Source organism: Gracilibacillus saliphilus, assembly GCF_010994085.1.
GTDB lineage: Bacteria > Bacillota > Bacilli > Bacillales > Amphibacillaceae > Gracilibacillus > Gracilibacillus lacisalsi.
Window position 1 is genome coordinate 663,803 of the sequence record NZ_WJEB01000001.1, and the last position, 21,358, is coordinate 685,160.

General features: G+C 34.2%; 20 protein-coding genes and 1 other annotated feature. Of the genes, 13 read left to right on the forward strand and 7 right to left on the reverse strand.

The window, feature by feature from the left end:
• Nucleotides 1–424: 424 nt before the first annotated feature.
• The 4 genes from GHT08_RS03220 to GHT08_RS22105 all read left to right on the forward strand — a co-directional run bounded on the left by GHT08_RS03220 (nt 425) and on the right by GHT08_RS22105 (nt 2,282).
• On the forward strand, nt 425–709 hold the full coding sequence (locus GHT08_RS03220) for a hypothetical protein (RefSeq protein WP_163579740.1): 285 nt from the start codon (nt 425–427) through the stop codon (nt 707–709).
• A 219-nt stretch (nt 710–928) separates the two neighbouring features.
• Nucleotides 929–1,690 (forward strand): class I SAM-dependent methyltransferase, encoded by a 762-nt coding sequence (locus GHT08_RS03225; protein WP_163579741.1) that lies wholly within the window; start codon nt 929–931, stop codon nt 1,688–1,690.
• A gap of 184 nt (nt 1,691–1,874) precedes the next feature.
• Complete coding sequence (locus tag GHT08_RS03230; RefSeq protein ID WP_238343492.1) at nt 1,875–2,039, forward strand: hypothetical protein; 165 nt, start codon at nt 1,875–1,877, stop codon at nt 2,037–2,039.
• A gap of 96 nt (nt 2,040–2,135) precedes the next feature.
• A complete protein-coding gene (locus tag GHT08_RS22105; protein ID WP_238343493.1) occupies nt 2,136–2,282 on the forward strand; it encodes a hypothetical protein in 147 nt (48 codons plus the stop codon).
• Nucleotides 2,283–2,693: 411 nt separating this feature from the next.
• On the opposite strand, the gene GHT08_RS03235 is transcribed toward GHT08_RS22105, so the two are convergent.
• The 3 genes from GHT08_RS03235 to GHT08_RS03245 all read right to left on the reverse strand — a co-directional run bounded on the left by GHT08_RS03235 (nt 2,694) and on the right by GHT08_RS03245 (nt 5,209).
• Nucleotides 2,694–2,846 carry a small acid-soluble spore protein P gene (locus GHT08_RS03235; protein WP_153836518.1) on the reverse strand — a complete coding sequence of 51 codons (153 nt, stop codon included), beginning with the start codon at nt 2,844–2,846 and terminating at the stop codon, nt 2,694–2,696.
• A 24-nt stretch (nt 2,847–2,870) separates the two neighbouring features.
• Entirely contained in the window at nt 2,871–3,113 is a 243-nt protein-coding gene (locus tag GHT08_RS03240) for a DNA alkylation repair protein (RefSeq protein ID WP_163579742.1), read from the reverse strand.
• Nucleotides 3,114–3,508: 395 nt separating this feature from the next.
• Nucleotides 3,509–5,209: a DUF2207 domain-containing protein gene (locus GHT08_RS03245; RefSeq protein ID WP_163579743.1), complete on the reverse strand. Its 1,701-nt coding sequence runs from the start codon at nt 5,207–5,209 to the stop codon at nt 3,509–3,511.
• Between the two features lie 376 nt (nt 5,210–5,585).
• On the opposite strand from GHT08_RS03245, the gene GHT08_RS03250 reads away from it, so the two are divergent.
• From GHT08_RS03250 to GHT08_RS03280, 7 genes are all read left to right on the forward strand, one after another.
• Nucleotides 5,586–5,888: a metal-sensing transcriptional repressor gene (locus GHT08_RS03250; RefSeq protein WP_163579744.1), complete on the forward strand. Its 303-nt coding sequence runs from the start codon at nt 5,586–5,588 to the stop codon at nt 5,886–5,888.
• Between the two features lie 245 nt (nt 5,889–6,133).
• The gene (locus GHT08_RS03255; RefSeq protein WP_163579745.1) at nt 6,134–7,264 is read left to right on the forward strand and encodes a winged helix-turn-helix domain-containing protein; all 1,131 of its coding nucleotides are present in this window, start codon (nt 6,134–6,136) and stop codon (nt 7,262–7,264) included.
• A 97-nt stretch (nt 7,265–7,361) separates the two neighbouring features.
• Complete coding sequence (locus GHT08_RS03260) at nt 7,362–8,624, forward strand: MFS transporter (RefSeq protein WP_163579746.1); 1,263 nt, start codon at nt 7,362–7,364, stop codon at nt 8,622–8,624.
• A gap of 202 nt (nt 8,625–8,826) precedes the next feature.
• Nucleotides 8,827–9,089: a binding site (T-box leader), on the forward strand.
• 264 nt (nt 9,090–9,353) lie between these two features.
• Nucleotides 9,354–10,580, forward strand: a complete 1,227-nt coding sequence (locus tag GHT08_RS03265) for an MFS transporter (protein ID WP_163579747.1) — start codon at nt 9,354–9,356, stop codon at nt 10,578–10,580.
• 151 nt (nt 10,581–10,731) lie between these two features.
• Nucleotides 10,732–10,956 (forward strand): DUF3892 domain-containing protein, encoded by a 225-nt coding sequence (locus GHT08_RS03270; protein ID WP_153836514.1) that lies wholly within the window; start codon nt 10,732–10,734, stop codon nt 10,954–10,956.
• A gap of 226 nt (nt 10,957–11,182) precedes the next feature.
• A complete protein-coding gene (locus GHT08_RS03275; protein ID WP_163579749.1) occupies nt 11,183–12,232 on the forward strand; it encodes an ArsR/SmtB family transcription factor in 1,050 nt (349 codons plus the stop codon).
• A gap of 20 nt (nt 12,233–12,252) precedes the next feature.
• Nucleotides 12,253–13,485 (forward strand): MFS transporter, encoded by a 1,233-nt coding sequence (locus GHT08_RS03280; RefSeq protein WP_163579751.1) that lies wholly within the window; start codon nt 12,253–12,255, stop codon nt 13,483–13,485.
• 826 nt (nt 13,486–14,311) lie between these two features.
• Here the strand turns inward: GHT08_RS03280 and GHT08_RS03285 are convergent.
• The 3 genes from GHT08_RS03285 to GHT08_RS03295 all read right to left on the reverse strand — a co-directional run bounded on the left by GHT08_RS03285 (nt 14,312) and on the right by GHT08_RS03295 (nt 17,134).
• Nucleotides 14,312–14,758: a DUF3887 domain-containing protein gene (locus GHT08_RS03285; RefSeq protein ID WP_163579753.1), complete on the reverse strand. Its 447-nt coding sequence runs from the start codon at nt 14,756–14,758 to the stop codon at nt 14,312–14,314.
• Between the two features lie 18 nt (nt 14,759–14,776).
• Nucleotides 14,777–16,039, reverse strand: coding sequence for an alpha/beta hydrolase (locus GHT08_RS03290; protein WP_163579755.1), 1,263 nt, complete (start codon nt 16,037–16,039; stop codon nt 14,777–14,779).
• 216 nt (nt 16,040–16,255) lie between these two features.
• The gene (locus tag GHT08_RS03295) at nt 16,256–17,134 is read right to left on the reverse strand and encodes a LysR family transcriptional regulator (RefSeq protein ID WP_163579757.1); all 879 of its coding nucleotides are present in this window, start codon (nt 17,132–17,134) and stop codon (nt 16,256–16,258) included.
• Nucleotides 17,135–17,250: 116 nt separating this feature from the next.
• Here GHT08_RS03295 and GHT08_RS03300 point away from each other — a divergent pair, with 116 nt between their 5' ends.
• Together GHT08_RS03300 and GHT08_RS03305 are read left to right on the forward strand one after the other, a co-directional pair.
• Complete coding sequence (locus tag GHT08_RS03300) at nt 17,251–18,351, forward strand: citrate synthase/methylcitrate synthase (RefSeq protein WP_163579759.1); 1,101 nt, start codon at nt 17,251–17,253, stop codon at nt 18,349–18,351.
• Between the two features lie 275 nt (nt 18,352–18,626).
• Complete coding sequence (locus GHT08_RS03305) at nt 18,627–19,325, forward strand: polysaccharide deacetylase family protein (protein ID WP_163579761.1); 699 nt, start codon at nt 18,627–18,629, stop codon at nt 19,323–19,325.
• 100 nt (nt 19,326–19,425) lie between these two features.
• Here the strand turns inward: GHT08_RS03305 and GHT08_RS03310 are convergent, their stop codons facing one another.
• Nucleotides 19,426–21,144 (reverse strand): Rqc2 family fibronectin-binding protein, encoded by a 1,719-nt coding sequence (locus GHT08_RS03310; RefSeq protein ID WP_163579763.1) that lies wholly within the window; start codon nt 21,142–21,144, stop codon nt 19,426–19,428.
• Nucleotides 21,145–21,358 lie beyond the last annotated feature (214 nt).

Here is a 21,358-nt window from a genome sequence, read left to right on the forward strand (position 1 = left end):
AAAATGCCATATATTGAAATGAAAGCTTATATACTTGATCATCTTAATAGATAGAATCGTAAATTGCCTATTTCCATTAGTACAAGTGGGAGTAGGCAATTTTTTTGTATGGAACTCATTTTTAATCATAGTGGGAAAGTCAAACAGTACTTTTGGAGATTAATTTAAATTTTCGGTAAAAATCCTCTATTGACATGCAGTATTCCAGTATTGGATATTTATGTTAAGATATAAATGAGTTTGTGAAAAATGTACTTAAACTAAAGTGAAAGATTTGTTTAATAAGAAATCACCAAAGGAATGAGCAATTACTGTGAAATAATATTAGACTTATTAAAGCCCAATAAAAAAGTCATGCAAAAAAATTGAGATGAAGCACATTAGTATTATTACAGGACATAAATAAAAATATGGAGGTATAGTTATGTGGGTAATATTAGGGGTTATTGCTATAGTAGCAACTTTTATAAATCTTTACATGTATAAAGCAGGAAAGGATTATAAGCTTGCTATGGCGATGGGATTATCATTTACAGCATTAACACTTTGTGCAGAATACAGGCTTGTATCTCGATGGGTAAAAGTGGAAGATTGGGCAGCTTTGTCGGATGTAGTACCTGGTATGGAAAGAGCATTATGGTTTTTGACAATTGTTTCTATCTTACTAAATATAGGACCTATATTTTTAGAACTAAAAGGTAAGAAATAATTACTTATTGTCACTTCATTTATATAATATGCAATAATTGTGTAGGTCTTTATGTATAACTAACAGTTGCTAGAATTGAACCAAGACTATCTTTATTTGTTGTCCTTTCTTTTTGCAAATGAATTGTTGGGGTATTATGTAAAAATTATAAATTACAAAGAAATTGAACTAACGAGGCAGAAGAGTTTAATAAGGAATAAACAAGAAGGAGATGATTTCATGTTAGGTTATTACAGTAAACTTTCTTCAGAAGTTTATGATTTGGACAAATATGTTGGCCTTTCATTTGGAGATGTAGAATTTTATAGTGATAGGTTAGCATCTTGTGAGGGTAACATTCTTGAACCAGGAGTTGGAACAGGTCGCATACTTATTCCACTTTTAGAAAAAGGATTGAACGTTGATGGCTTCGATGTTTCAGCAGAAATGTTAGAGATATGTCGTAATAACTGTGAAAAAAGAGGGTTTAACCCAAAATTATTTAAAGAGAAAATGGAGGCATTTTCATTAGATACAAAATATGAAGCTATTATTGTGCCAACTGGAACATTCCTATTACTACACAAAAGAGAAGATTCTATTCAAGCATTAAAGAATTTCTATGATCATCTTTCAAATGGAGGCAGGCTTATTATAGATACTTTTTTGCAAACTGATTTAAAAATCGACGAAGTTTCAACAAGAACATGGGAAACTAAAAATGATGATATGATTACATTAGAAACTAAGATAGTCGAAGTAGACTATATCAATCAGTACACAATCTCCCACAACCGCTATGAAAAGTGGCGAAGTGGTTCACTAATACAAACAGAATTAGAACGTTTTCCACTTCGTTGGTATGGAATTGAAGAGTTTAAAATTCTTCTTGAACAGGTAGGGTTTGAAGATATTGTAATATCAGCAGATTATCAATATGGACAATATCCAACTAAGTCAAATCAATCAATTACATTTGAAGCAGTCGTTAATAAGAAATAACGTTATTTTTAGAAAAGAAATATGGAATATTATGTTAAATAGTGTAATAAGATATTGAGCTAACGAGCAGGTAACAGTGAGATATTCCAAAAACAAATAGGAACGTTAGCTCGTGTTTATTTTTTCTTATTGTAAAATAGTAAATACATAAGTATTCAATTTTATCTGATAGGGTGAAGGGTTTTTGAAGAAAATATTAAAGCAATTTGAAGATACACTGGAGGATATTCAGAACTTAAAAGATATACAAGAATCTCAGCTAAAGGAACCTATTAGTCAATTAGAGAAATTAAAGGGCACTTATATTATTGGGATAAGTACAATCTTGTTCACCATTTGCAACAAATAAATGAGGAATTAAATAATTAGACTATTTCTTGCTTTAATTCTTATTAAGCTAGAGGGTGCGCTAGTAAAATATTAATAATTGAAAGAAGGAAACGAAATGGAAATACTGTTTTTAATTTTAATTTTTGCTGGTATTTTTGGAATATATGATGTAATAAGAAAAGTTAATAATAATATCCTTGAGCAGACTGAGGAACTAAAAAAAATACGTGAACAATTGAAGGAAAACAGTAAAAAGTACTAGTGGGTGCGATTGTTGAATTAGAATTAAGAGGCTGATACAAATTATAGATGAATAAAATGTATTAACCAATTTTTATAAGTAGCACTGAAAATTAAAGCTGCACTTGGTTTAAAAAGTAGTGTTCCAAGCTAAATCAGATAATATCTTAAGTTTACGTTAAATATAATTAAATCATAGTAGAATCAAAAAGGCAAATCATCTAAATCCCTTCTGACATAAGGACTTTAGATGATTTCTTTTGTTGAACTATGGTAGGGGGGCTGTTTTAATTAGCCAAACATCACTTCTGAAGGTGAGCTGTAACAACTTTGATCAAAAATTCTGCATTGACATGCAGTATTTTTTTGTTTCGCAGTTGGTCCAGATTGTAGAGTAATTCCTACCGCAAGTGCCTCGTATTGAATAGGGTTCTCACATGTCGTGTGATGCATCATGTTTTTGTCGGGAATGGTTTTTATTTTTTACTTTATGCGATCCTGCTAATGGTTCACCGTAGGGCTGTTGTACGTTTTGGGATAAATTAGGTTGTTCCTGCTGTTTTGGTCCTTTGCGATTTTTGGTCATTTTTATTCATCCTCCATGATTTATTTATGTTGTTTGAGCATACTTAATAAAGGTGTTTTCATCTTCAATTAAGCCACATACACCGCATTGTATTCTCCTAGTAGGGCCGTTGTAGGCGACATGAAAAGCTTCTAACGGTTCCTGCTCGTAATTATTGATCACTTCTCCAGTAGCTGAGTTTAATTTTACTGGTTTGACAACTTGTTCAATCACATTAAAACGTGAACGGTTTGTTTTACATTTAGGGCACCGGTAAGGCTGATTCAAGTAAAACACCTCCATGGTTACTTTGTTATTTGTAGGAGTATTGCTACCAAGTTTCAACGATACTTACTTTTTATTTTCTCTGATTCCTACTAAATTATACGAAGGCTTTAACCTTTTTCAGACGACAAGGTGAGGGCTTGTTTATATGATCCATCATCATAGTAAAAAATGGGATGTCATTAAAGCACATATATAGAGAGGGGGTTAAATTTATTGGTTGATTAAGTTTGCGTTATATCCAATTTAATCATAGTAGAGGGAGCTATATACTACTTTTGAACATAGACACTGTAAATGATTTGATAAGGGATTTATTTTAGTAACGTGAGAATGTTATTACTAAATTAATAAAAAGGTTTCGATCACTTAATTTAGGATCGAAACCTTTGTTATTATTAGAAGGCACCTGAACCTCCACCGCCGCCACCGACTCCTGTTCCGCCGCCAGGAACACTTCCACTATTACTAGTAGTAGCGGACACCGTCGAATCAGCCTTGTCAAATTGATTATTTATTGCACTCGCAATAAGCATAAACATCACTATGTCATTTGTTTGCAAGCTACTATCAGCTTTAGAGGTTGGGGACAAATTATTACTAAGGTGTTCGAATTTCTTCTGCATTGACTTATTACCTGTACCGATTGCATAAATATATGCTTGCATATGTTCATCACTCATCGATTCATTCCAATCGTTTTCACTGATATTCTCGTAATTGGAGCTGAGCTGTTTGCATTGTTGTCTGATCCTAACCCCTTGAATAGTTTGAGGTTGGTAGAATATAGCGAATAGCAATAAGGAGAAACTTAGAAAGATAGAGAAAATCATCCACATGAAAAGAGAATGTACACCTAGCATGATAATAAAGGGAATGATTAAAAGACTGACAATACCAGCTGTCCAACGAACTCCTTTTTTCTTTTCAAACAGGTGGTTCTGTTTTACCTCTTCTTTTACAGCTTCCCTCCATTTGCCAAAGTCACTGTGGTATGTCGAATGGTTATCTTTGTTCTTTGTATAGGCATCAAGATCTGCTAAGGAGAATACACCTTTTTCACCTATTTTATGGAATAACCATTCAATTAATATTTTTTCATGCTGAAAGTCTGTGTTCGAACTTACGACAACAAATTTACTTTCACTATCTCGCTTAACATACCCTTTTCTAACTAGATCCAATAATGCTGCCGAAACCAATTCACTACTCACTGACATATTTCTTATATAAAGGATAGTAGCTGGTAAACTCAACCCTTGATTCGGTAAGAATAGTGATTGCATGAAGCTACGTTCTACTTCTCTTAATCTGCTGTTCTTTTTTCTCCATCCGATCATAACTAGCGCGATTAAATAAATACATAAGCCACTAACAATATAAGGGGAGATACGGCTTAATAGATCTTGTCTATTCTCGTAAGCCTCTTGTTTTGCCTTTAATTCAGCTTTATCTGCTAGAATATCTTCGCGAATTGTCTTGTTTTCTTTAAGATCCGCGGCGGGGAAAAGTGAAGCATCATAAGCTACACGGATGTCACCAATTGTCCCGCTTTCAACTTCACCCATTGCAAAATGCACAATCCCATCTGAAGCTATACTCGAAGTTTCATAAGCTTCATCATACCCCAATGTCAGCACATCTTCAGTTTCCTGAGGCGGGTGGATAAAAATATCCATATTTTGATACGTGGATTCGTTATTGGTGTCAAAGAAAGGCCAGTAAAATTCTCCCAAGTCCGTGTATAGTTCTACTCCATTGGTAATGGTGTACGAGAGGTCAATTTGGATCTCCTCTTCTGAACCACTTCGATAAATTTTAAAAAGATTCTCTTCTTGTTCAATATCTAAAGAGCGGTCATTTTCAAATGCTTGAAAGTCTGTTATTTCTGTATGTTCTTTCGGTATCAATGTCCGGGTGATTCCATTAAAGTCACTATCAAATTGATAGGTGTGTTGTTCTTTAACTTGCACATCACCATTTTCCTGTAAAAGTGCATTAATTTCTGTGTTTGTAATGGAAAACTCGACTGCCAAGACTTGTTGAGGTAGTAAAAAAATAGAAAATACAAAAGCAACTAGTAGCAGGTTCTTCTTCATATTGTTTTCAAGCTCCTCTCTAATTCATATACGATCTGGATGTATAAAAGGTTTCAATCATTGTAATAAGGTAATCCTAACAGGGGCTAAGTTCATATATTAAGATCGTATTGCCAATGTTGTAGAAACTTTTTAAACGCAAAATTTTGTAAGTCGACGAGGGATCTCATTAACTAGATAGATAACTACAATTATGGAGTTATTATGGTTAACTAAGGATTCAGCAATAATCCAAGTGTACTATATATTGACACGATTGAACGATAACTGGTAATGCATTGATATGATATAATAGCTTTACTTTATCAGTTCGCTTGCAAAAAATACGAATATCCATAATGGATATGACATAAGTCCAAAGAGAGGAAGTGTTTTTGTGGATGAATTTTTACGCGACCAACCAATTAAGCCAAGAACCAATGATGAGAAACAAAAAGTCATTAACCGTTTAAAACGTATAGAAGGTCAGGTTCGGGGAATACAAAAAATGGTAGAAGACGATCGATATTGTGTAGATGTATTAGTTCAAATAAGTGCCATTCAATCAGCACTTAAAAATGTAGGGTTTTCAGTCACAGAACGACATATCAAACATTGTGTCAGTGAAGCGATCAAGCAAGGTGAGGGACAAGAAACCATTGAGGAATTACTGGATGTCATGAAGCAGTTTTCCAATTAAGAATTGCTTTCAGGGATAGAGTGAAAAGTACATAACATATTGCTCAAATAAATATGTTATGTACATAAATTTATCATGGTGCTAGACGCCTGTAAGGTTAGGGATAAAGACGCTGAGTTTCGCTAATGAGCAGTGGGGATCAAAATCCCCCCATAGTCTTACTTTAGCTTGTGGTAAAATTTTCATCATCTACCTAAGCAGTTTATATAATATTTATAACAATTCTTTTGGCCAGAGGTGAACTCATGAATTTATCTTTTCAAACAGACAATTATTCCGTTACATATGCAGGTGAAATTGTACAATTACTAAGAAAAGAGTTCGCGCTCCTGCAATATTTATTCAATAATGCTAATCATGCTTTTACAAGAGAAGAACTATTAAATGCCGTATGGCCTCTAGAGGCTCCAAGTGATCGCACTGTCGATGACCATGTATATCGTCTTCGAAAAAAATTAAATACTTGGAACCACTTCATGTCGATTGATACAGTTAAAGGCTATGGGTATCGTTTAAGAGTCCATGATCAACAAACAGGATCGCCACTTGTCCATGACGAAGAATTTAAACGATTAGCTTCCCATCTTTTTAACAAATATCACTTGTTCGGCCAAGGAGCAGCATTAAATACCCTTATTCAACAGGAGGCTCTTGGTATTGAAGTTGAAAGAAGTATGAGGGTTATTATTGCATTTATGAAGGGGGATGTTGCTAATTTTATCAATACAGAAGAATTTTCATTCTCCGAAAAAGCTTTATTCCACTTTTACTTTTATATGATGATTACGGATAAACCTGATCAGGTTATTGTATATTACGAGAATGCTAGAAAAAAAGATATTTTTTCTAATGACAATCGCGATGAAGCAATGATATTATCACCAGTTACTTTTTACATTCTAGCAAGGGATTTTGAAAAGGCAAGGAAACATTTTGAGATAGCAAATGATCATATTGCACAAGAAAGCGGCTTTTATCCATTCCTACAGTTAAACCTGATGATGTACCATATGTGTTTAAACGAGCCATCGAAAGTAACAACAACCATTAATCACATGAACGATTTCTTCTCAGAAAAACCTTATCAACGAGAGTTCGGTCTATTTCATGTCTTAAAAGGATTATTTACTATTCAGCAAGGTAAAAACGAACAAGGAAAAGGATTAATCCACAAGGGCTTACACATTACACGTCAAACTCGCTTCCAATCACATATATTTTTAACCATTAAAATTAGTTTATTTATGTTACAACATTACATACATGAACCAGATCTATATAAACAATTAAACACAGAATGGAGTACATTTAATCAAGACTATGATTTCGAGAAAATAGAAGCTGAAATTGATCGTCAACTTAAAGAACACTTATAACCTTCCATTTGATTTGAAGGTTATTTTTTTCTGTCTGATATTCCTCTGACATTGATCATTTAAGATGAATGAAAACAATAATAGGTGAGGATTATTTATGGAAAATACATCTATCTGGAAAAATAACACTTTTATGCGTTTGTTTAGTTCGTATTCCGTTTCTATGCTTTGTCGTTGGTTTGACATGGTAGCCGTTATGATTCTATTTAGCTATGTGTGGGAAGCAGATCCATTCATTATTGCTTTGATTCCAGTTGCTTTTGCATTACCACACGCGCTCTTTAGTCAATTCTTTGGTATATTGGCAGATCGTTTTAATAAAGTGAAACTCATGTTGGTAGCGGATGTTTCAACGGCAATATTGACGCTGTTTTTATTCATGGCACCGAATCCTTGGATAGCTTTACCGATAATAATGTTACGAGCAACGCTAACAGTTATTCACTATCCAGCCCAACAAGCACTTATTAAAAACATAGTAGAAGAAAAATTAATCGTGAAGGCAGTCACTTTAAATGGCTCTGTTGATCAATTAAGCAAAATTATTGGTCCATTTCTAGGAGGGGCATTGGCCTCTGCTTTCTCACCAGAGCTTTGTATCCTCTTTAACGCCGTAGCTTACGCCTTGTCAGCATTTATTATGATAAGTGTTTTAAAGAAAGGTAAAATCGATATCCAGTCAAATTTAGAAGGGGAGAGTAGTGATACTTCTTTTTGGCAATCTTGGCGTGAAGGTTGGTCTACTGTTTTTAAAAGTCGCATTTTACTTGTAAGTATCACTTTCTCCTTATTGTCTTTCATAGTGATCCAAATGGTGGATGCTCAAATTGCTGTATTACTCCGTGAAATTGCTCCGAGTCGTCCGGAACTTGTCGGCTGGCTAATGGGAGCAGCAGGGGCCGGTGCTTTTGTGATATTACTCATAATGAATCGATTTAATAAAATTCAGACTTATGGATTATTTTTAGGAGGAAGTGCACTTTGTATTGGGATAGGTTTCGGAGGGATGGGCTTTCTATATGCCGGTGTTCCAAACTATATTCCCATTAGTTTGGGATTTGTTGCGGGATTAGGTGTAGGATTGTTTTCTTTTGGTATTAATCTTGTTTTGCAAAAAGAATCAACTAATGAGAATATCGGTCGTGTATCAGGAATTTTCAGTTCGTTAACGAGTTTAATGGTTTTAGTTGCCCCGTTAGTCGGTGGAATTCTTGTTCGTGTTATAAGTGTTACCGTTGTGTACCAATTCATCGGATTGTCATTATTTGCTATCGGTATAACTGGAATAATATTTAGAAAAGCATTATGGAGAGAGTCTTCAAAGAAGGATTCGACCAATTCAGTAGCCAAAACTTTATAAACGCATTAACATAAAATTATTTTATCGATTTTTATAAAAAGCAGCATATAAAATGGGTATTATGTTAAAACAAGTTTATGTCAAATAAATAACAGGTGCTATTCTTTAACTTTGTATCGCACTATAAAGAGTGAATGTTAAATAAAAGTATTGAATATTTAGCTACCAAATGTTAACATAAATAAAATTATACATTCAAATGCAAAATACAATGACGAGAAGAGTAAACTAAATGGATTCATATCAGAGAGCTCCAGTAGGTGAAAAGGAGTATGAATTATTTTGTTGAAACAAACCTCAGAGTATCACGTTGGATTTATAAAATGATGGCGTGACAGGGGCTCCTGTTATAGGGCTAAAGTATAAGCAAAATTATATTTTGTCGTACTTGAAGAGGTTAATATGGTGACATATTAATAAACTGGGGTGGCACCGCGACTATAAATTCTAAATCTCGCCCCCAAGACTAAGGTCTTGGGGGTGAGATTTTTTTTGTAAGGAAAGAAAGCATAAAATTTGTATGCTTGTCTAGCTCCGAGCGCCCAGAAACTAGGCGACTTCACGAATCGCCCTACGATAAGTCATCATCGGTTCGTAAACTCACCGTGATTCCTTTATCTCAGTTGATGCGCTCCAGTCGTTATGTTTCTAAACGGGCGTTCTGCGCTTTTCTTATACAGTTTGAACGAATTTGACAATATTTCAAGGATGTAAAATGGGGGTGTATAAATGAAGAATATTATTATGTCTTGGAAATACCCGTCCATCTTATTACTGGGTATTGGTGTATCTAAGGTAGGGGAATGGATTTATTTCATAGCACTAAACTTAATCGTCTTAGATATGACTGGCTCACCTCTTACTGTATCAGGATTGTATATTATTAAACCTTTAGCTACTTTATTTACAAATTTTTGGGCTGGGAGTCTTGTAGACCGTATAAACAAGCGAAAATTTATGATATTTCTTGATTTGATACGAGCTATATTGATCGCTTTATTGCCTTTGATGTCATCCGTGCCTCTTATATATCTAGTTGTTTTTATCATAAACATGGCTAGTTCAATGTTTGAGCCAACATCTATGACTTATATTACAAAACTGATACCTGCTAAAGATAGAAAAAGATTTAATTCACTTCATAGTTTAGTTACTTCAGGGGCATTTTTAATTGGCCCAGCTATAGCAGGATTATTGTTTCTGATTAGTAATCCTACAATTGCAATTTATATAAATGCAATAGCTTTATTTTTTTCTGGATTGATCACCTGTTTAATGCCGAACCTAGAAAAGGGAAAACTTCCTTCTTCAGGAGGTAACAATATCTCCATTCAGCTATTCATAAAAGATTGGTTCTTAGTACTGAAATTCAGCCGTGAAAGGAAATATATAATGATGGTTTACTTCTTGTTTAGTTTTGTAATGGTTGTATTGGCTGGTTCAATTGATTCACTGGAAGCAGCATTTGCTAAAGATGTTTTATCATTGTCGGATAGCGATTATGGGCTTCTAGTATCCATTGCTGGTGCAGGAATCGTGGCAGGAGCTATTATAAATTCTTTTTTAGTAAAAAGGATAACAAATTCTATTTTGATTGGATTAGGGAGCGTAGTAGTTTCGTTTGGTTATATTATTTATGCTTTTTCTAATACATTTCTTATTGCGGGAATAGGTTTTTTTATTCTTGCTTTTTTTATCTCGTATGCAAATACTGGATTTCTCACATTTTACCAAATGAATATACCGGCTGATATGATGGGGAGAGTAGGAAGTATTTATAGTTTTATAGAATCAATGTTAATAATTCTGACAACAAGTCTTATGGGAGCTGTTGCTCAAGTTATTTCGATTCAAATAACAGTAATTCTAGGATCATTAGTAATGATGTTTTTCTCACTAATCTTATTGACAGTAAGTTTATCCCCTTCAAAAAGCGAACTATATCAAGTTAGTTAATTAGGGTTGAAAATAAAATTTAGATATAGATAATATCCACCAAATTACTTGTTAAATTAGATTAATTTGTGCTCTTGTAATTAATTGATCCGTTGAAATCGGCATAAATTTTTAACAAATAGGCAAAATAGGAAATAAAGGAGGCGATATAATGGCTGAACAAATTGTAGCTGTTCAAAAAAATGAAGATGGAGATATTGTGAAAATGAAATTATCTTCTGGACAAGTCGTTGATTATAAACAAGCACAACAAATGGCAGATAACGGTGAGATCGAACATGTCAATACATTTAAAGGACGGGATGGCGACAAGCATTTGCGTAGTGATGCAGATGGTGATCCAAGCAATAACTTAGATAATTTGCCACAGTTTTAACATATAAAAAACGATTATCCTTAGAATAGATACTAGTTTAAGTATAATACTAGGTGAAAAAGTGGAAAGTTCTTTTTCAAGCTCATCTTAAATAGAATTTTAATAAAATCGGTCAAAAGTTTTTTGAGAGGCATTCTTAGTGAGAATGCTTTTCTTTTTTTTATATTTTACTAAAAATATTGAATGTTATGTTCTATTAATATAGAATGAAAACAGGAGGGATAATATGGAATTATATTCTACAAGTACCAAATTATCTAAAAATAAGTATAGTGTTGAGATAAAAGCCTCGCTCTTATGGGAATCAGCATTAGGTATAGCAGCATTAACAAATGATTCATTGATTGAAACATTAGATATTTCAAGAAAAAATCGAGAATTAATAGATCACTCTCTATCCAAAGTGATGAAAGAACATCTTGAATACGTAAGAAAGAATAACACTTGGAAAACACTTCTTCAGATTCTTCATCAAAAGGACTTTGATCAATTATCCTCTTTTGTTGAATATGTAACAAAAATGTCCTCTAAGGAGTTAAGAGATATAGCAATACCATACTTAGGAAAGGAATATCTTCATTTGAAAAATGAGTTGTTGGAAGGATCAGAAAGGGCACTGCACGAATTGCAAAAAATAACTATAAATCATCCCTTTCTCTCAAGTTACTTAGAGTTTATAAAAGGTGTTTCAGTCGAGGAATTAAAGAACCACTTAATAGAAGTTATGTCAGGTTGGTTCGAATCCATTATTTCACCTGAAAAGGATAGATTGGAAACTATCCTATTAAAGGACAAGGCTTCAAAAGAAAAAATGCTAAACAGATTAGAACCAGAAGAATTTATCGAATGGGCCACTGATGGCGTCAAATACTCTCCAGAATCAGATGTTAATAAGGTTATTCTCATCCCTCAATATATATACCGACCGTGGAATGTTGAGGCAGACTTAGAGGATGTTAAGGTTTATTATTATGCGGTAGCGAATGAGAGCATTTCTGATGAAAAATTTGTTCCAAATAAACAATTGGTGCAGAGATATAAAGCATTAGGTGATGAAACACGTTTGAAGATACTTAAAATGATAAAAGGTGGACATTTATCTTTACAAGAATTGACCAATGAACTGAAGTTAGGTAAAACAACCGTTCATCATCATTTGAAGATTTTAAAGTCAGCTAGGTTAATATCTCAGATTTCTACAAACAATTATGAAATTAACCAAAGGGCGATGGAGTTCTTACCAATTGATTTAAGTTTGTATTTGGACAGTGATTAGATAATAAAGGGGAGAAAATGATGAGTTATTCAGTTGGTCAAGTTGAATCAAAAGATAAGATTCCCGAATTCAAAAAGAATTACCAAGTATTTAGATTTATGGGGAGTAATTTAGTTTCTTTTTTTGGTGATCAAATATATTTAATTGCTCTCCCTTTGATTGTATTAGCAATCACTGGATCTCCGTTAAGTATGGGAATAGTAGCAGCCTTGGAGAGACTTCCAATATTAATCCAACCTTTTACTGGCGTATTAACTGATAATTTTAATCGTAAAAAAATCCTCTTATTTTGTGATTTAGCTAGGTTTTTAGTTGTAGGATTACTAGGAGTTTTATACATAATGAATCAATTGGTTATATGGGAGGTATATGTTGGAGCATTAATAGTTGGCTTATTCACACAAGTGTATAATACTTCCCAGTTCGCCTCAGTTCCTAGGTTAGTCCAAAAAAAGGATTTACAACTGGTAAATTCAATTAACACAGGTATATTTCAATCAGCAGTATTTATTGCACCTGGGTTAGGTGGAATACTCATTAGTATTTTTAATCCAGGTGTGGGATTGATTATTAATAGCCTGTCCTTTCTACTTGGATTTCTAGTTATATTAAGTCTTAATATCGATAGTAGTTTACATAAAGACAAATTAAATAGTGTGAAAATATTTAATGATATAAAGGAGGGCTTTAAGTTTGTTCTCTCTATAAAACCTATCCTTTTCACTAACTTAGCAATGCTCTTTTCAACTTTTGGAACCACTCTCTTTTTAACAATGCTGGTTATTCACCTGAAATCCACTATCCATTTAGATTCTGTACAGATAGGATACATCTTTTCAATTGGCGGGATTGCAGCTGTAGGTGGTGCTTTAATTACTAATTTCTTACAAAAACATTTTACATATAGAAGCATCCTTTTTACTGCAGGATTTATTGGGGGGATATCTATTATAGCGTTTACATTATATGAATCATTTCTATGGTTAGCTCTTATGAATGCTCTAGGTACAGTTTCTGCTGCGATTGTGGGCCCTTGTATTGTAACGATACGTCAAATAATAAGTCCAGATCATCTGATGGGGCGGGTTCAAGCTACAAGTCGTTTCATGACATGGATACTAATGCCAGTATCAGCTTTAATTGCAGGATTTATTGCTGAATACCTAAGTACTACTTTCACTTTATTAATAGGCGGGTTAATTGCAACTATTGCTTCCTTTATTTATCTGCATCCATCTTTAAAAGCGGTATGAAATAAGCGTGTTAAAAATAAGAGGAGTTAGGGGATAAAAAATAACAGAGATATACACGCAATGCTGAGACAACTAATACGGATGCAATAAAAAGTTGTTATGGCTTACTTAAGAGAACAAGACTTGCCTCAATGGCGGATGGTTATGTGCCTATTCCAGATACTGCCAAAGTTGATATTGTGAATGATTATACTTATGTATTGATATGGTACACTAGTGCTTGGGAGGGAAAGAACCTAGAAGGATATGTTAAAAGGTAGTAGGGAAGGAAAAGCAAATAATGATCTAATAATCAATTGTGCTGTTATAGATAGGAATGTTCGAGGTAAAGGCTTGGTCAAAACGCTTCTCCATGACTTTAATTGAATATGCTTACAACTTGAAATACCAAAATATCAGGATCGATCCATCCCCGACAAATATAATTATGGAAAAAGTTATTTTAGCAGCAGGGTTTACTTATAGAGGTATGATTGACTTCGTGTATACTCATGGAGAGCGGAAGGCTTATCAGTTGTAGCTAAAAGATGCAAAAAAGCAATTATTCTATACAAACACCTAAAACATGTTAAAAGTTATTAAACGGTAACTTAGGTGCCAGTGCAATAATATGAAAACTTTGCAGAAAGGCATTATTATCTAAAAGGTGAAGAAGTTCAGTCTCTCTATGAATTATAATACTCCAACAAAACACACTTCCTTTTTAAGTATCTATTTTCATTCCATATTATTGTCTTAATAATATGTGGAAATGACTGGCACCTTCACCAGCAAAGGAATTTCAAAAAAAGATATTATAAATGCCTTTCTTACCTGAGCTTTCTTATTAATGAATAAAAAACCCTGCTATTTTCTGATTATCGTCAAAAGTAACTTGAAATACGACATCAGAACTTTCGAATAATCCGTCCAGCAATACCACTTGATATCCATCAGCTTCTTGTGTCGATGAATATTCATGATCGATATATGTTCCAACTTGGTCTTGTAAAGTCCTCCACAAGTCTTCGAGAGCATCTGGAGTTAACTCTTCTTTCATTGTATCATCAAAATGTTCGCCCGCAGCTTCATACTCACCAGTAGCAATGTCTTCAATAAAGGAATCGGCAATGCCAATGATTTTTTCGGATTGAGGATTCTCTTGCTCAGACATTTCTTCATTTTTAGCTTCTTCTGCAGTATCTTCTGAAAGCTCTTTATCGGAGTCACCTGTACAAGCAACTAATGCGAAAATGATAAAAATCGAGATAAATAAAAGTACGGTTTTTTTCATAAATACTACCTCCGTTAATTAGTTTTGGTCAGATATCCAATCAGCAATATCATTAATGACTATTACGTCAACTTTTCCAGGTTGCGCATATTCGGCAACTGTACCCGCACCAGGTCCGTCATAATCTATAAAAAAGTGGTTGAGTCCAGGATAGCTAATGAAAGTGGCGTTATCGTTTCTTTGCAAAAGTTCTTTCCACATGGAAAAATCGATGTCTGGATAAACTTGAAAATCATCCTCACCTTGTAAAAATAACATTGGTTTAGTCGACTCTTGTGCCAATCTTCCAGCATCATAGTTGTTCATTTCTTTGAAATAGTAAGCGGGGAGTCCAAACACGGTTTCTTCTTTTGCTTCGTCTATAGTCATATTGGAGATTTGCTGAGCTTTTTCGTATTCTTGTTCAATTTGTTGCTGCTCATCCTCATTGAGATTCATCTCCATATTTTGATCATAGATGATTTCCCATAATGGTCTAGGCGATCCAGCAAGGATGATTAACCCGGCAAAATCTCCATCCAGATCAATTCTCGGAGCAAGCATTCCTCCTAAACTATGACCAAGAAGATAGACTTGATCCGAGTCAATCCGTGAATTTTTTTTCAAAAGTTCACCAGCTCGTATGGCATCCTCTATTGTTTCTTCTTGAACCGTCAGATCATTGGATAATTGATAGCTAAATGTGCGCTTATCATAACGAAGCACAGCAATCCCTTTTTCACCTAGTCCCCATGCAATATCACGAAACGGCTCATATTGATAAACAGCTTCGTTTCTATCGCTAGGACCTGATCCATGAACAAGTACTACTGCAGGTAGATTTTTCTGTTGATTTTTTGGCAATGTTAACGTCCCGTCAAGTTCATAATCCGTACCTTCACCGACTGTTACATCCTTCTCAATAATAGAGTTTGGTAATAGAGCAAGCTCAGAAGTGGCAAATCCAACTATTTTATTTTCTTGATTAAGTGTTAGACGCAATTGAAAGGCTGAATCGCTATATTCAATTTCGGCCTCTATGACACGATAGGCATCTCCTCGTTTCGAACTTTTTAAGGAATGAGTGTTCTCAAATTCACCGTGAGCATTTTCTTCCCATTTCTCGATAAATTCATTTACTGTCATCGAGTTTTTCAATTCACTAGCAACAATATCGTTGTATACCCTTTCAAACTCCTGGTCAATCAGCATACCAATTATTTTTTCATCATCAGGTGGTGATGCGACTGAACAGCCGATCAAGAGCAAACAAGACACAAATATGTAATGGCAGCTTTTCATATAAATACCTCCTATTGGGTATACGGGTCGAAAGCGATTAGGGTTTCAAAATTTTATTAATGGCAGGAGATTAAAACACCATAAGTATATAACATAAATTATCATATAAAAGTCAAATCAAACACATAGGAAATATTTCGGTATAGATGTTGAAAAATTCGTTTTACAACCCTTTCTAACTAATACGGAAGCTCAATCTAAAATCACTAGTAAGTATTAGAGATGATATTGAGAAATAAATTCCAAAAACTCCCTTTGCTTTTGATGATCAAATTTATAGATAGCATATGTATTTGCTTTGGGTGGTAGAAAAGACTGAATATCGACCTTGATCATTTTTCCTTCAAGTAGTTCCTTTCTTACCGTTGAATAGGGTAGAAAGGATACCCCTAAGCCCTCTATAATAAAACGCTTCGTAATATGAGTTTGGGAAACTTTCATCATTTGAATACCTGGGTAGAATAATTTTATATTTTGGATTAATGCATCCCAGTAGCCAGGGTGATTATGTGTCAACAAGCGATTGGAGGATAATATTTCCTCTTCGTCTAACGGTAGGGCCGCTTCAAAATCGATTCCATCATGAGGTGCAACCAAAACAACTTTATCATCATAAAGTAATTGGTTCATAAGGTCAGGATGGAAACTCGGAAGACATGATAGACCAATATCTACCGTCTCTTCATTAACTACTTGTTCAATATCTTTTGATTCTACAATCTCTATTGTGATTTCTACTTCTGGGTGTTTTTTAATATATTGTTTAAGCACAAAAGGCATAATTGTATCAGCAATGAGAGGGGAGATAGCTAAGGTTAATTTTGTTGTGAAACCTTGGCTAAAGGTTTTGATATCCTCGATTCCTGCTTCGTATACCTCTGTCAAATGGATGGCATGGTTTAAATACTTGCTACCAGCTTCGGTTAATTTTACACGTTTACCATCTCTTTGAAATAACTGAACTCCAAGTTCTTTTTCCAATTGTTTAATATGTACAGTTACAGAAGGTTGTGAAATAAATAAATGTTCAGCAGTTTTTCGAAAATTGCCTGTTTTAGCCGCAGTAATAAATGTACGAATCCAACTAAACTCCATATTCATCCTCCTTATTTAATTTATTAATCAATATATTTAAAGATATTTAATTTTTATAATCAAATTGTTATTATACAATATTTATAAATGAAGTTCTATCAGAAAGGAAGAGGAAAATGATTAATCAAGGGCTAAAAGGAGTTGTAGCAGCAGAGACGTATATTAGCCATATTGACGGTGAAAAGGGACAACTTATTTATAGAGGATATGAAACGAAACAATTGACAAAATCCAATTCATTTGAAGAGGTTGCCTATTTGCTTTGGTATGGCTATTTACCAACTGCAGATGAATTAGAAAACCTAAAGACTGAACTAATCAGAAATCGACATTTAACAGCAACAATCAAGTCCATAATGGAGCATCTACCGCAAAATATGGATGTGATGAGCGTAATTAGAACGGTTATATCAGCAGAAGGAACTACAGATTATCAATGGAAGCCTTCGATTACTCAAGCTATAAGATTAACAGCATTAATTCCTAGTATTATCGCTTATTGGTACAATAAAATTAACGGGAATGTTGCTAATGAACCAAATGATGCTTACGGTCACGTTGAAAACTATTTATTCATGCTAAACGGAAAAAAGCCAACTAAAGCTCAAGTGGATGGATTAGAAACATACATGATTTTGACAATGGAGCATGGAATGAATGCGTCCACTTTCTCTGCTAGAGTCACCGCTTCAACAGAATCTGATTTAGTATCGAGTATAACTACTGCAATCGGAACGATGAAAGGACCTTTACATGGTGGAGCTCCTTCAGGAGTGATCCAATTATTGGAGGAAATAGCCATAAAAGAAAATGCAGAAAAAGTGATTAGAAATAAGCTGAACAATGGTGAAAAGTTAATGGGATTTGGACACCGTGTTTATAAAACACATGATCCTCGAGCAATTGCATTACGAGAGACCTTGCTTCAATCGAAAGGTTCAGATGACTGGTTAGATCTTGCCATTCATGCGGAAGATGTAGCAGTTAAAGTATTAAATGAATTAAAGCCAGGTCGTTCTTTATATACAAATGTAGAATTTTACGCAGCGGCAATTATGAAGTCTATTAACCTAGATCCACAACTTTTCACACCGACATTTACTGCAAGTAGGGTGGTTGGTTGGACTGCTCATGTACTTGAACAAGCTGACAATAATACGATATATCGACCACAATCTACTTATGTGGGAAAGATAATCGAGGTGGACGAGAGATAATAAACAAGGAAGTAAAAGCTAGTCCATAACTATATTTTACAGATGTTTCAGGATATTTCTCTGCGATGCTGTTCGAGTCGATGCAAAAGGACATACGAATGAATTAAAAACAAGCTTGTTAATCATATGATTTATAGACTGTTATTTTATATGACTTTACTATATCGTGAATGAGTCTTGCTATCTCCAATTACCTAGTTGATGTTCTGTGTTATATTAATGGAGTATTAGTTATTCATGTTATTGATCATATGATGAAAGAGAAGGTATTGGATATGAGAAAACCAATCGTTTTAATTACTATCATGGTGATTTGTTTCGTATTCATATTATTTGGTGGATATAAGTTAATGAATTCTAGAACCTTTCAATTATTTGGAGATATAACTGCCAAAGTTGAAACAAATGAAAAAGTCGTAGCACTGACGTTTGATGACGGTCCTACTGAAAATGTTCATGAGATTCTAGCGTTGTTAGATACATATAATGCAAAAGCGACATTTTTTCTGATTGGGGAATATATAGAAGACTTCCCAGAAGAGGCTGAAGCTATCGTGCAAGCTGGACACCAGGTAGCAAATCATACTTATTCTCACAATCGAATGATTTTCAAATCGCCATCGTTTATTAAAAACGAAATTGAAAAAACAGACCAATTAATTAGAGATATTGGTTATGAAGGACAAATTGATTTTCGCCCGCCAAACGGAAAGAAAATTATTGCGTTGCCATGGTATTTACATAACAATAACATCGAAACGATTATGTGGAATCTTGAACCAGATAGTTTTTATGAAGAAGCTGCTGATAAAGTAAACTACGTAGTAGAAAATATAGAGCCAGGCTCCATTATATTGATGCATCCAATGTATGATGATACAGGGAAAGAACTTCAGGCCATCGAAGGTATTTTAGAAACGTTATCTGAGAGAGATTATCAGTTTATCACGGTCAATGCATTACAAGAAGTGTAAGCTGGTAGACTGCCGGCATAAAAATTCCCCCTAAGATGGAACCAGATTTTATTTATTAATCTATCTACCTTAAGGGGAATATATCAGACCGATTGAACGATTAGCTTGAGGGTGTTGCTTTTAATTTTGTCAAATAGCTTTGATCAGGTGTCACAAACAATGTTTTTTGGTTATCATAGGTGACAAAGCCTGGTTTCGCACCATTTGGTTTTTTTACATGTCTGATTAACGTATAGTCAACCGGAACAGAAGAAGAATGTTTGGATTTACTGAAATTAGCGGCCAACTGTGCTGCTTCTAGTAAAGTATCTTCATTAGGATCTGTTGAACGAATCACAACGTGTGAACCGGGAATATCCTTTGTATGCAACCAGACTTCATCCTTGCGCGCTATACGATTGGTCAAATATTCATTTTGTTTATTGTTTTTCCCAACCAAAATTTCGGTTCCGTCTGAAGCATAAAAGATTTCCGGAACTGGTTTTTTCGTTTTCTTTTTTTGCTTTGTTTTCGTTTGTCGCTTCTTTAAATATCCTTGTTCCTGTAACTCCTCACGTATTTCCTCGATATCCTGTTCTCTAGCAGTGTCAATTTGTTCGATCACTTGGTCTAAATATTCCATTTCTTGATAGGTTTTCTTTTTCTCTTCTTCAACCATCTGTTTCGACGTTTTTAATTTATGATACTTTTTGAATAGAGCTTGCGCATTTTCACTTGGTGTTTTATTCTCGTTTAAAGCAATCGTTCTTTTCGCTTGATTTGGGTCATAGTAATCGACTACTTTGACTTCTTTATCGCCTTTTTTCACTAAATGCATGTGAGCTGTTAACAATTCTCCATCTCGTTGGTAGCGGTCAGCATTTTTTGCTTGCTCCAATGTTTTGTCTAATTTCACTAGCTTTCGTTTGTTTTTCTTTTGTTCATTCGTTAAAAAGCGTAATAAATCACCAGCTTTTTGTTTTACTCGGTCACGTTCAGCCTTACCGGAATAAAACGTATCTAACATACTGCTGACAGAATTAAAATACTCTTTCTCTCCATCTTTGAACGATAAAGGTAAAACATAAAATCCTTCTTTTTTATTCCTCGATATAAAAGGTTCATATTGATGTTCTAGTATTTGCTGTTGAATGCTTGTAAAAGCGTCTTTAAAAGCATCTGTTTTTCCAAGCCCTGCTCGCGCTACTATTTCCTTTGCTAAAACAGGAGAAACCCCCATATAGGTATTGACAATTTGTTGATCAAGTTTTCCTGCATTGAAATCCAATTTTCGAATAAATGTATCGCCATCAATAGTTAACGGATTGTATTTCCCTTGATCAGGTGGTTGCACATACGAGCTGCCAGGTAAAATCGATCGATGTCGATTTTGAGCACTTGAAACATGTTTAATGCTTTCAAGTATCACCTGACGTTCTTGATCAACTAAAATGATATTACTATGTTTCCCCATCAGTTCCACTATCAATGTTTTTACGCTTTGGTCTCCGATTTCATTTTTCGTCTGAAAATGAATATGAATGATTCTTTCGTTTTCCATTTGCTCAACCGATTCAATAAAACTTCCATTTAAATATTTACGAAGCATCATACAATACATCGAAGGTTCTGTAGGATTTTCGTATGTATCTGTTGTAAAATGCATCCTAGCATAGCTTGAATGAGCACTAATTAAAAGTTGTTTATTGGTACCGAATTTTCTAATTGTAAATAGTAATTCGGTATCTGTAGGTTGATATATTTTTAATACACGTCCTGATGCCATTTCCTGATGAAGTTCGTGTGTTATTGCACGTGTAACAATTCCATCAAATACCATTTAAATCACCTCATTCTTTCATTATACCATTTCTTATAGAAGTTGTTCAAAAAGTCACCAAATGATAAGCGGCGAATCTCTTAGTTGTCTTGTTTCTCCGTCGCTCACGTATCTAAAAGCATACGTTCCACTACTCGAAACTACAGCGCTTTGACCTTCTTGTTTCTTATTTGCTAACTTTTGAACACAAATTTTATAGGTGGAAAAAAATCGA

Bases quoted from the DNA above. Each gene is read 5' to 3' on its own strand.
- GHT08_RS03220 (WP_163579740.1), top strand. From the start codon at position 425: ATGTGGGTAATATTAGGGGTTATTGCTATAGTAGCAACTTTTATAAAT.
- GHT08_RS03225 (WP_163579741.1), top strand. From the start codon at position 929: ATGTTAGGTTATTACAGTAAACTTTCTTCAGAAGTTTATGATTTGGAC.
- GHT08_RS22105 (WP_238343493.1), top strand. From the start codon at position 2,136: ATGGAAATACTGTTTTTAATTTTAATTTTTGCTGGTATTTTTGGAATA.
- GHT08_RS03235 (WP_153836518.1), bottom strand. From the start codon at position 2,846: ATGACCAAAAATCGCAAAGGACCAAAACAGCAGGAACAACCTAATTTA.
- GHT08_RS03245 (WP_163579743.1), bottom strand. From the start codon at position 5,209: ATGAAGAAGAACCTGCTACTAGTTGCTTTTGTATTTTCTATTTTTTTA.
- GHT08_RS03255 (WP_163579745.1), top strand. From the start codon at position 6,134: ATGAATTTATCTTTTCAAACAGACAATTATTCCGTTACATATGCAGGT.
- GHT08_RS03260 (WP_163579746.1), top strand. From the start codon at position 7,362: ATGGAAAATACATCTATCTGGAAAAATAACACTTTTATGCGTTTGTTT.
- GHT08_RS03265 (WP_163579747.1), top strand. From the start codon at position 9,354: ATGAAGAATATTATTATGTCTTGGAAATACCCGTCCATCTTATTACTG.
- GHT08_RS03270 (WP_153836514.1), top strand. From the start codon at position 10,732: ATGGCTGAACAAATTGTAGCTGTTCAAAAAAATGAAGATGGAGATATT.
- GHT08_RS03275 (WP_163579749.1), top strand. From the start codon at position 11,183: ATGGAATTATATTCTACAAGTACCAAATTATCTAAAAATAAGTATAGT.
- GHT08_RS03280 (WP_163579751.1), top strand. From the start codon at position 12,253: ATGAGTTATTCAGTTGGTCAAGTTGAATCAAAAGATAAGATTCCCGAA.
- GHT08_RS03285 (WP_163579753.1), bottom strand. From the start codon at position 14,758: ATGAAAAAAACCGTACTTTTATTTATCTCGATTTTTATCATTTTCGCA.
- GHT08_RS03290 (WP_163579755.1), bottom strand. From the start codon at position 16,039: ATGAAAAGCTGCCATTACATATTTGTGTCTTGTTTGCTCTTGATCGGC.
- GHT08_RS03295 (WP_163579757.1), bottom strand. From the start codon at position 17,134: ATGGAGTTTAGTTGGATTCGTACATTTATTACTGCGGCTAAAACAGGC.
- GHT08_RS03300 (WP_163579759.1), top strand. From the start codon at position 17,251: ATGATTAATCAAGGGCTAAAAGGAGTTGTAGCAGCAGAGACGTATATT.
- GHT08_RS03305 (WP_163579761.1), top strand. From the start codon at position 18,627: ATGAGAAAACCAATCGTTTTAATTACTATCATGGTGATTTGTTTCGTA.
- GHT08_RS03310 (WP_163579763.1), bottom strand. From the start codon at position 21,144: ATGGTATTTGATGGAATTGTTACACGTGCAATAACACACGAACTTCAT.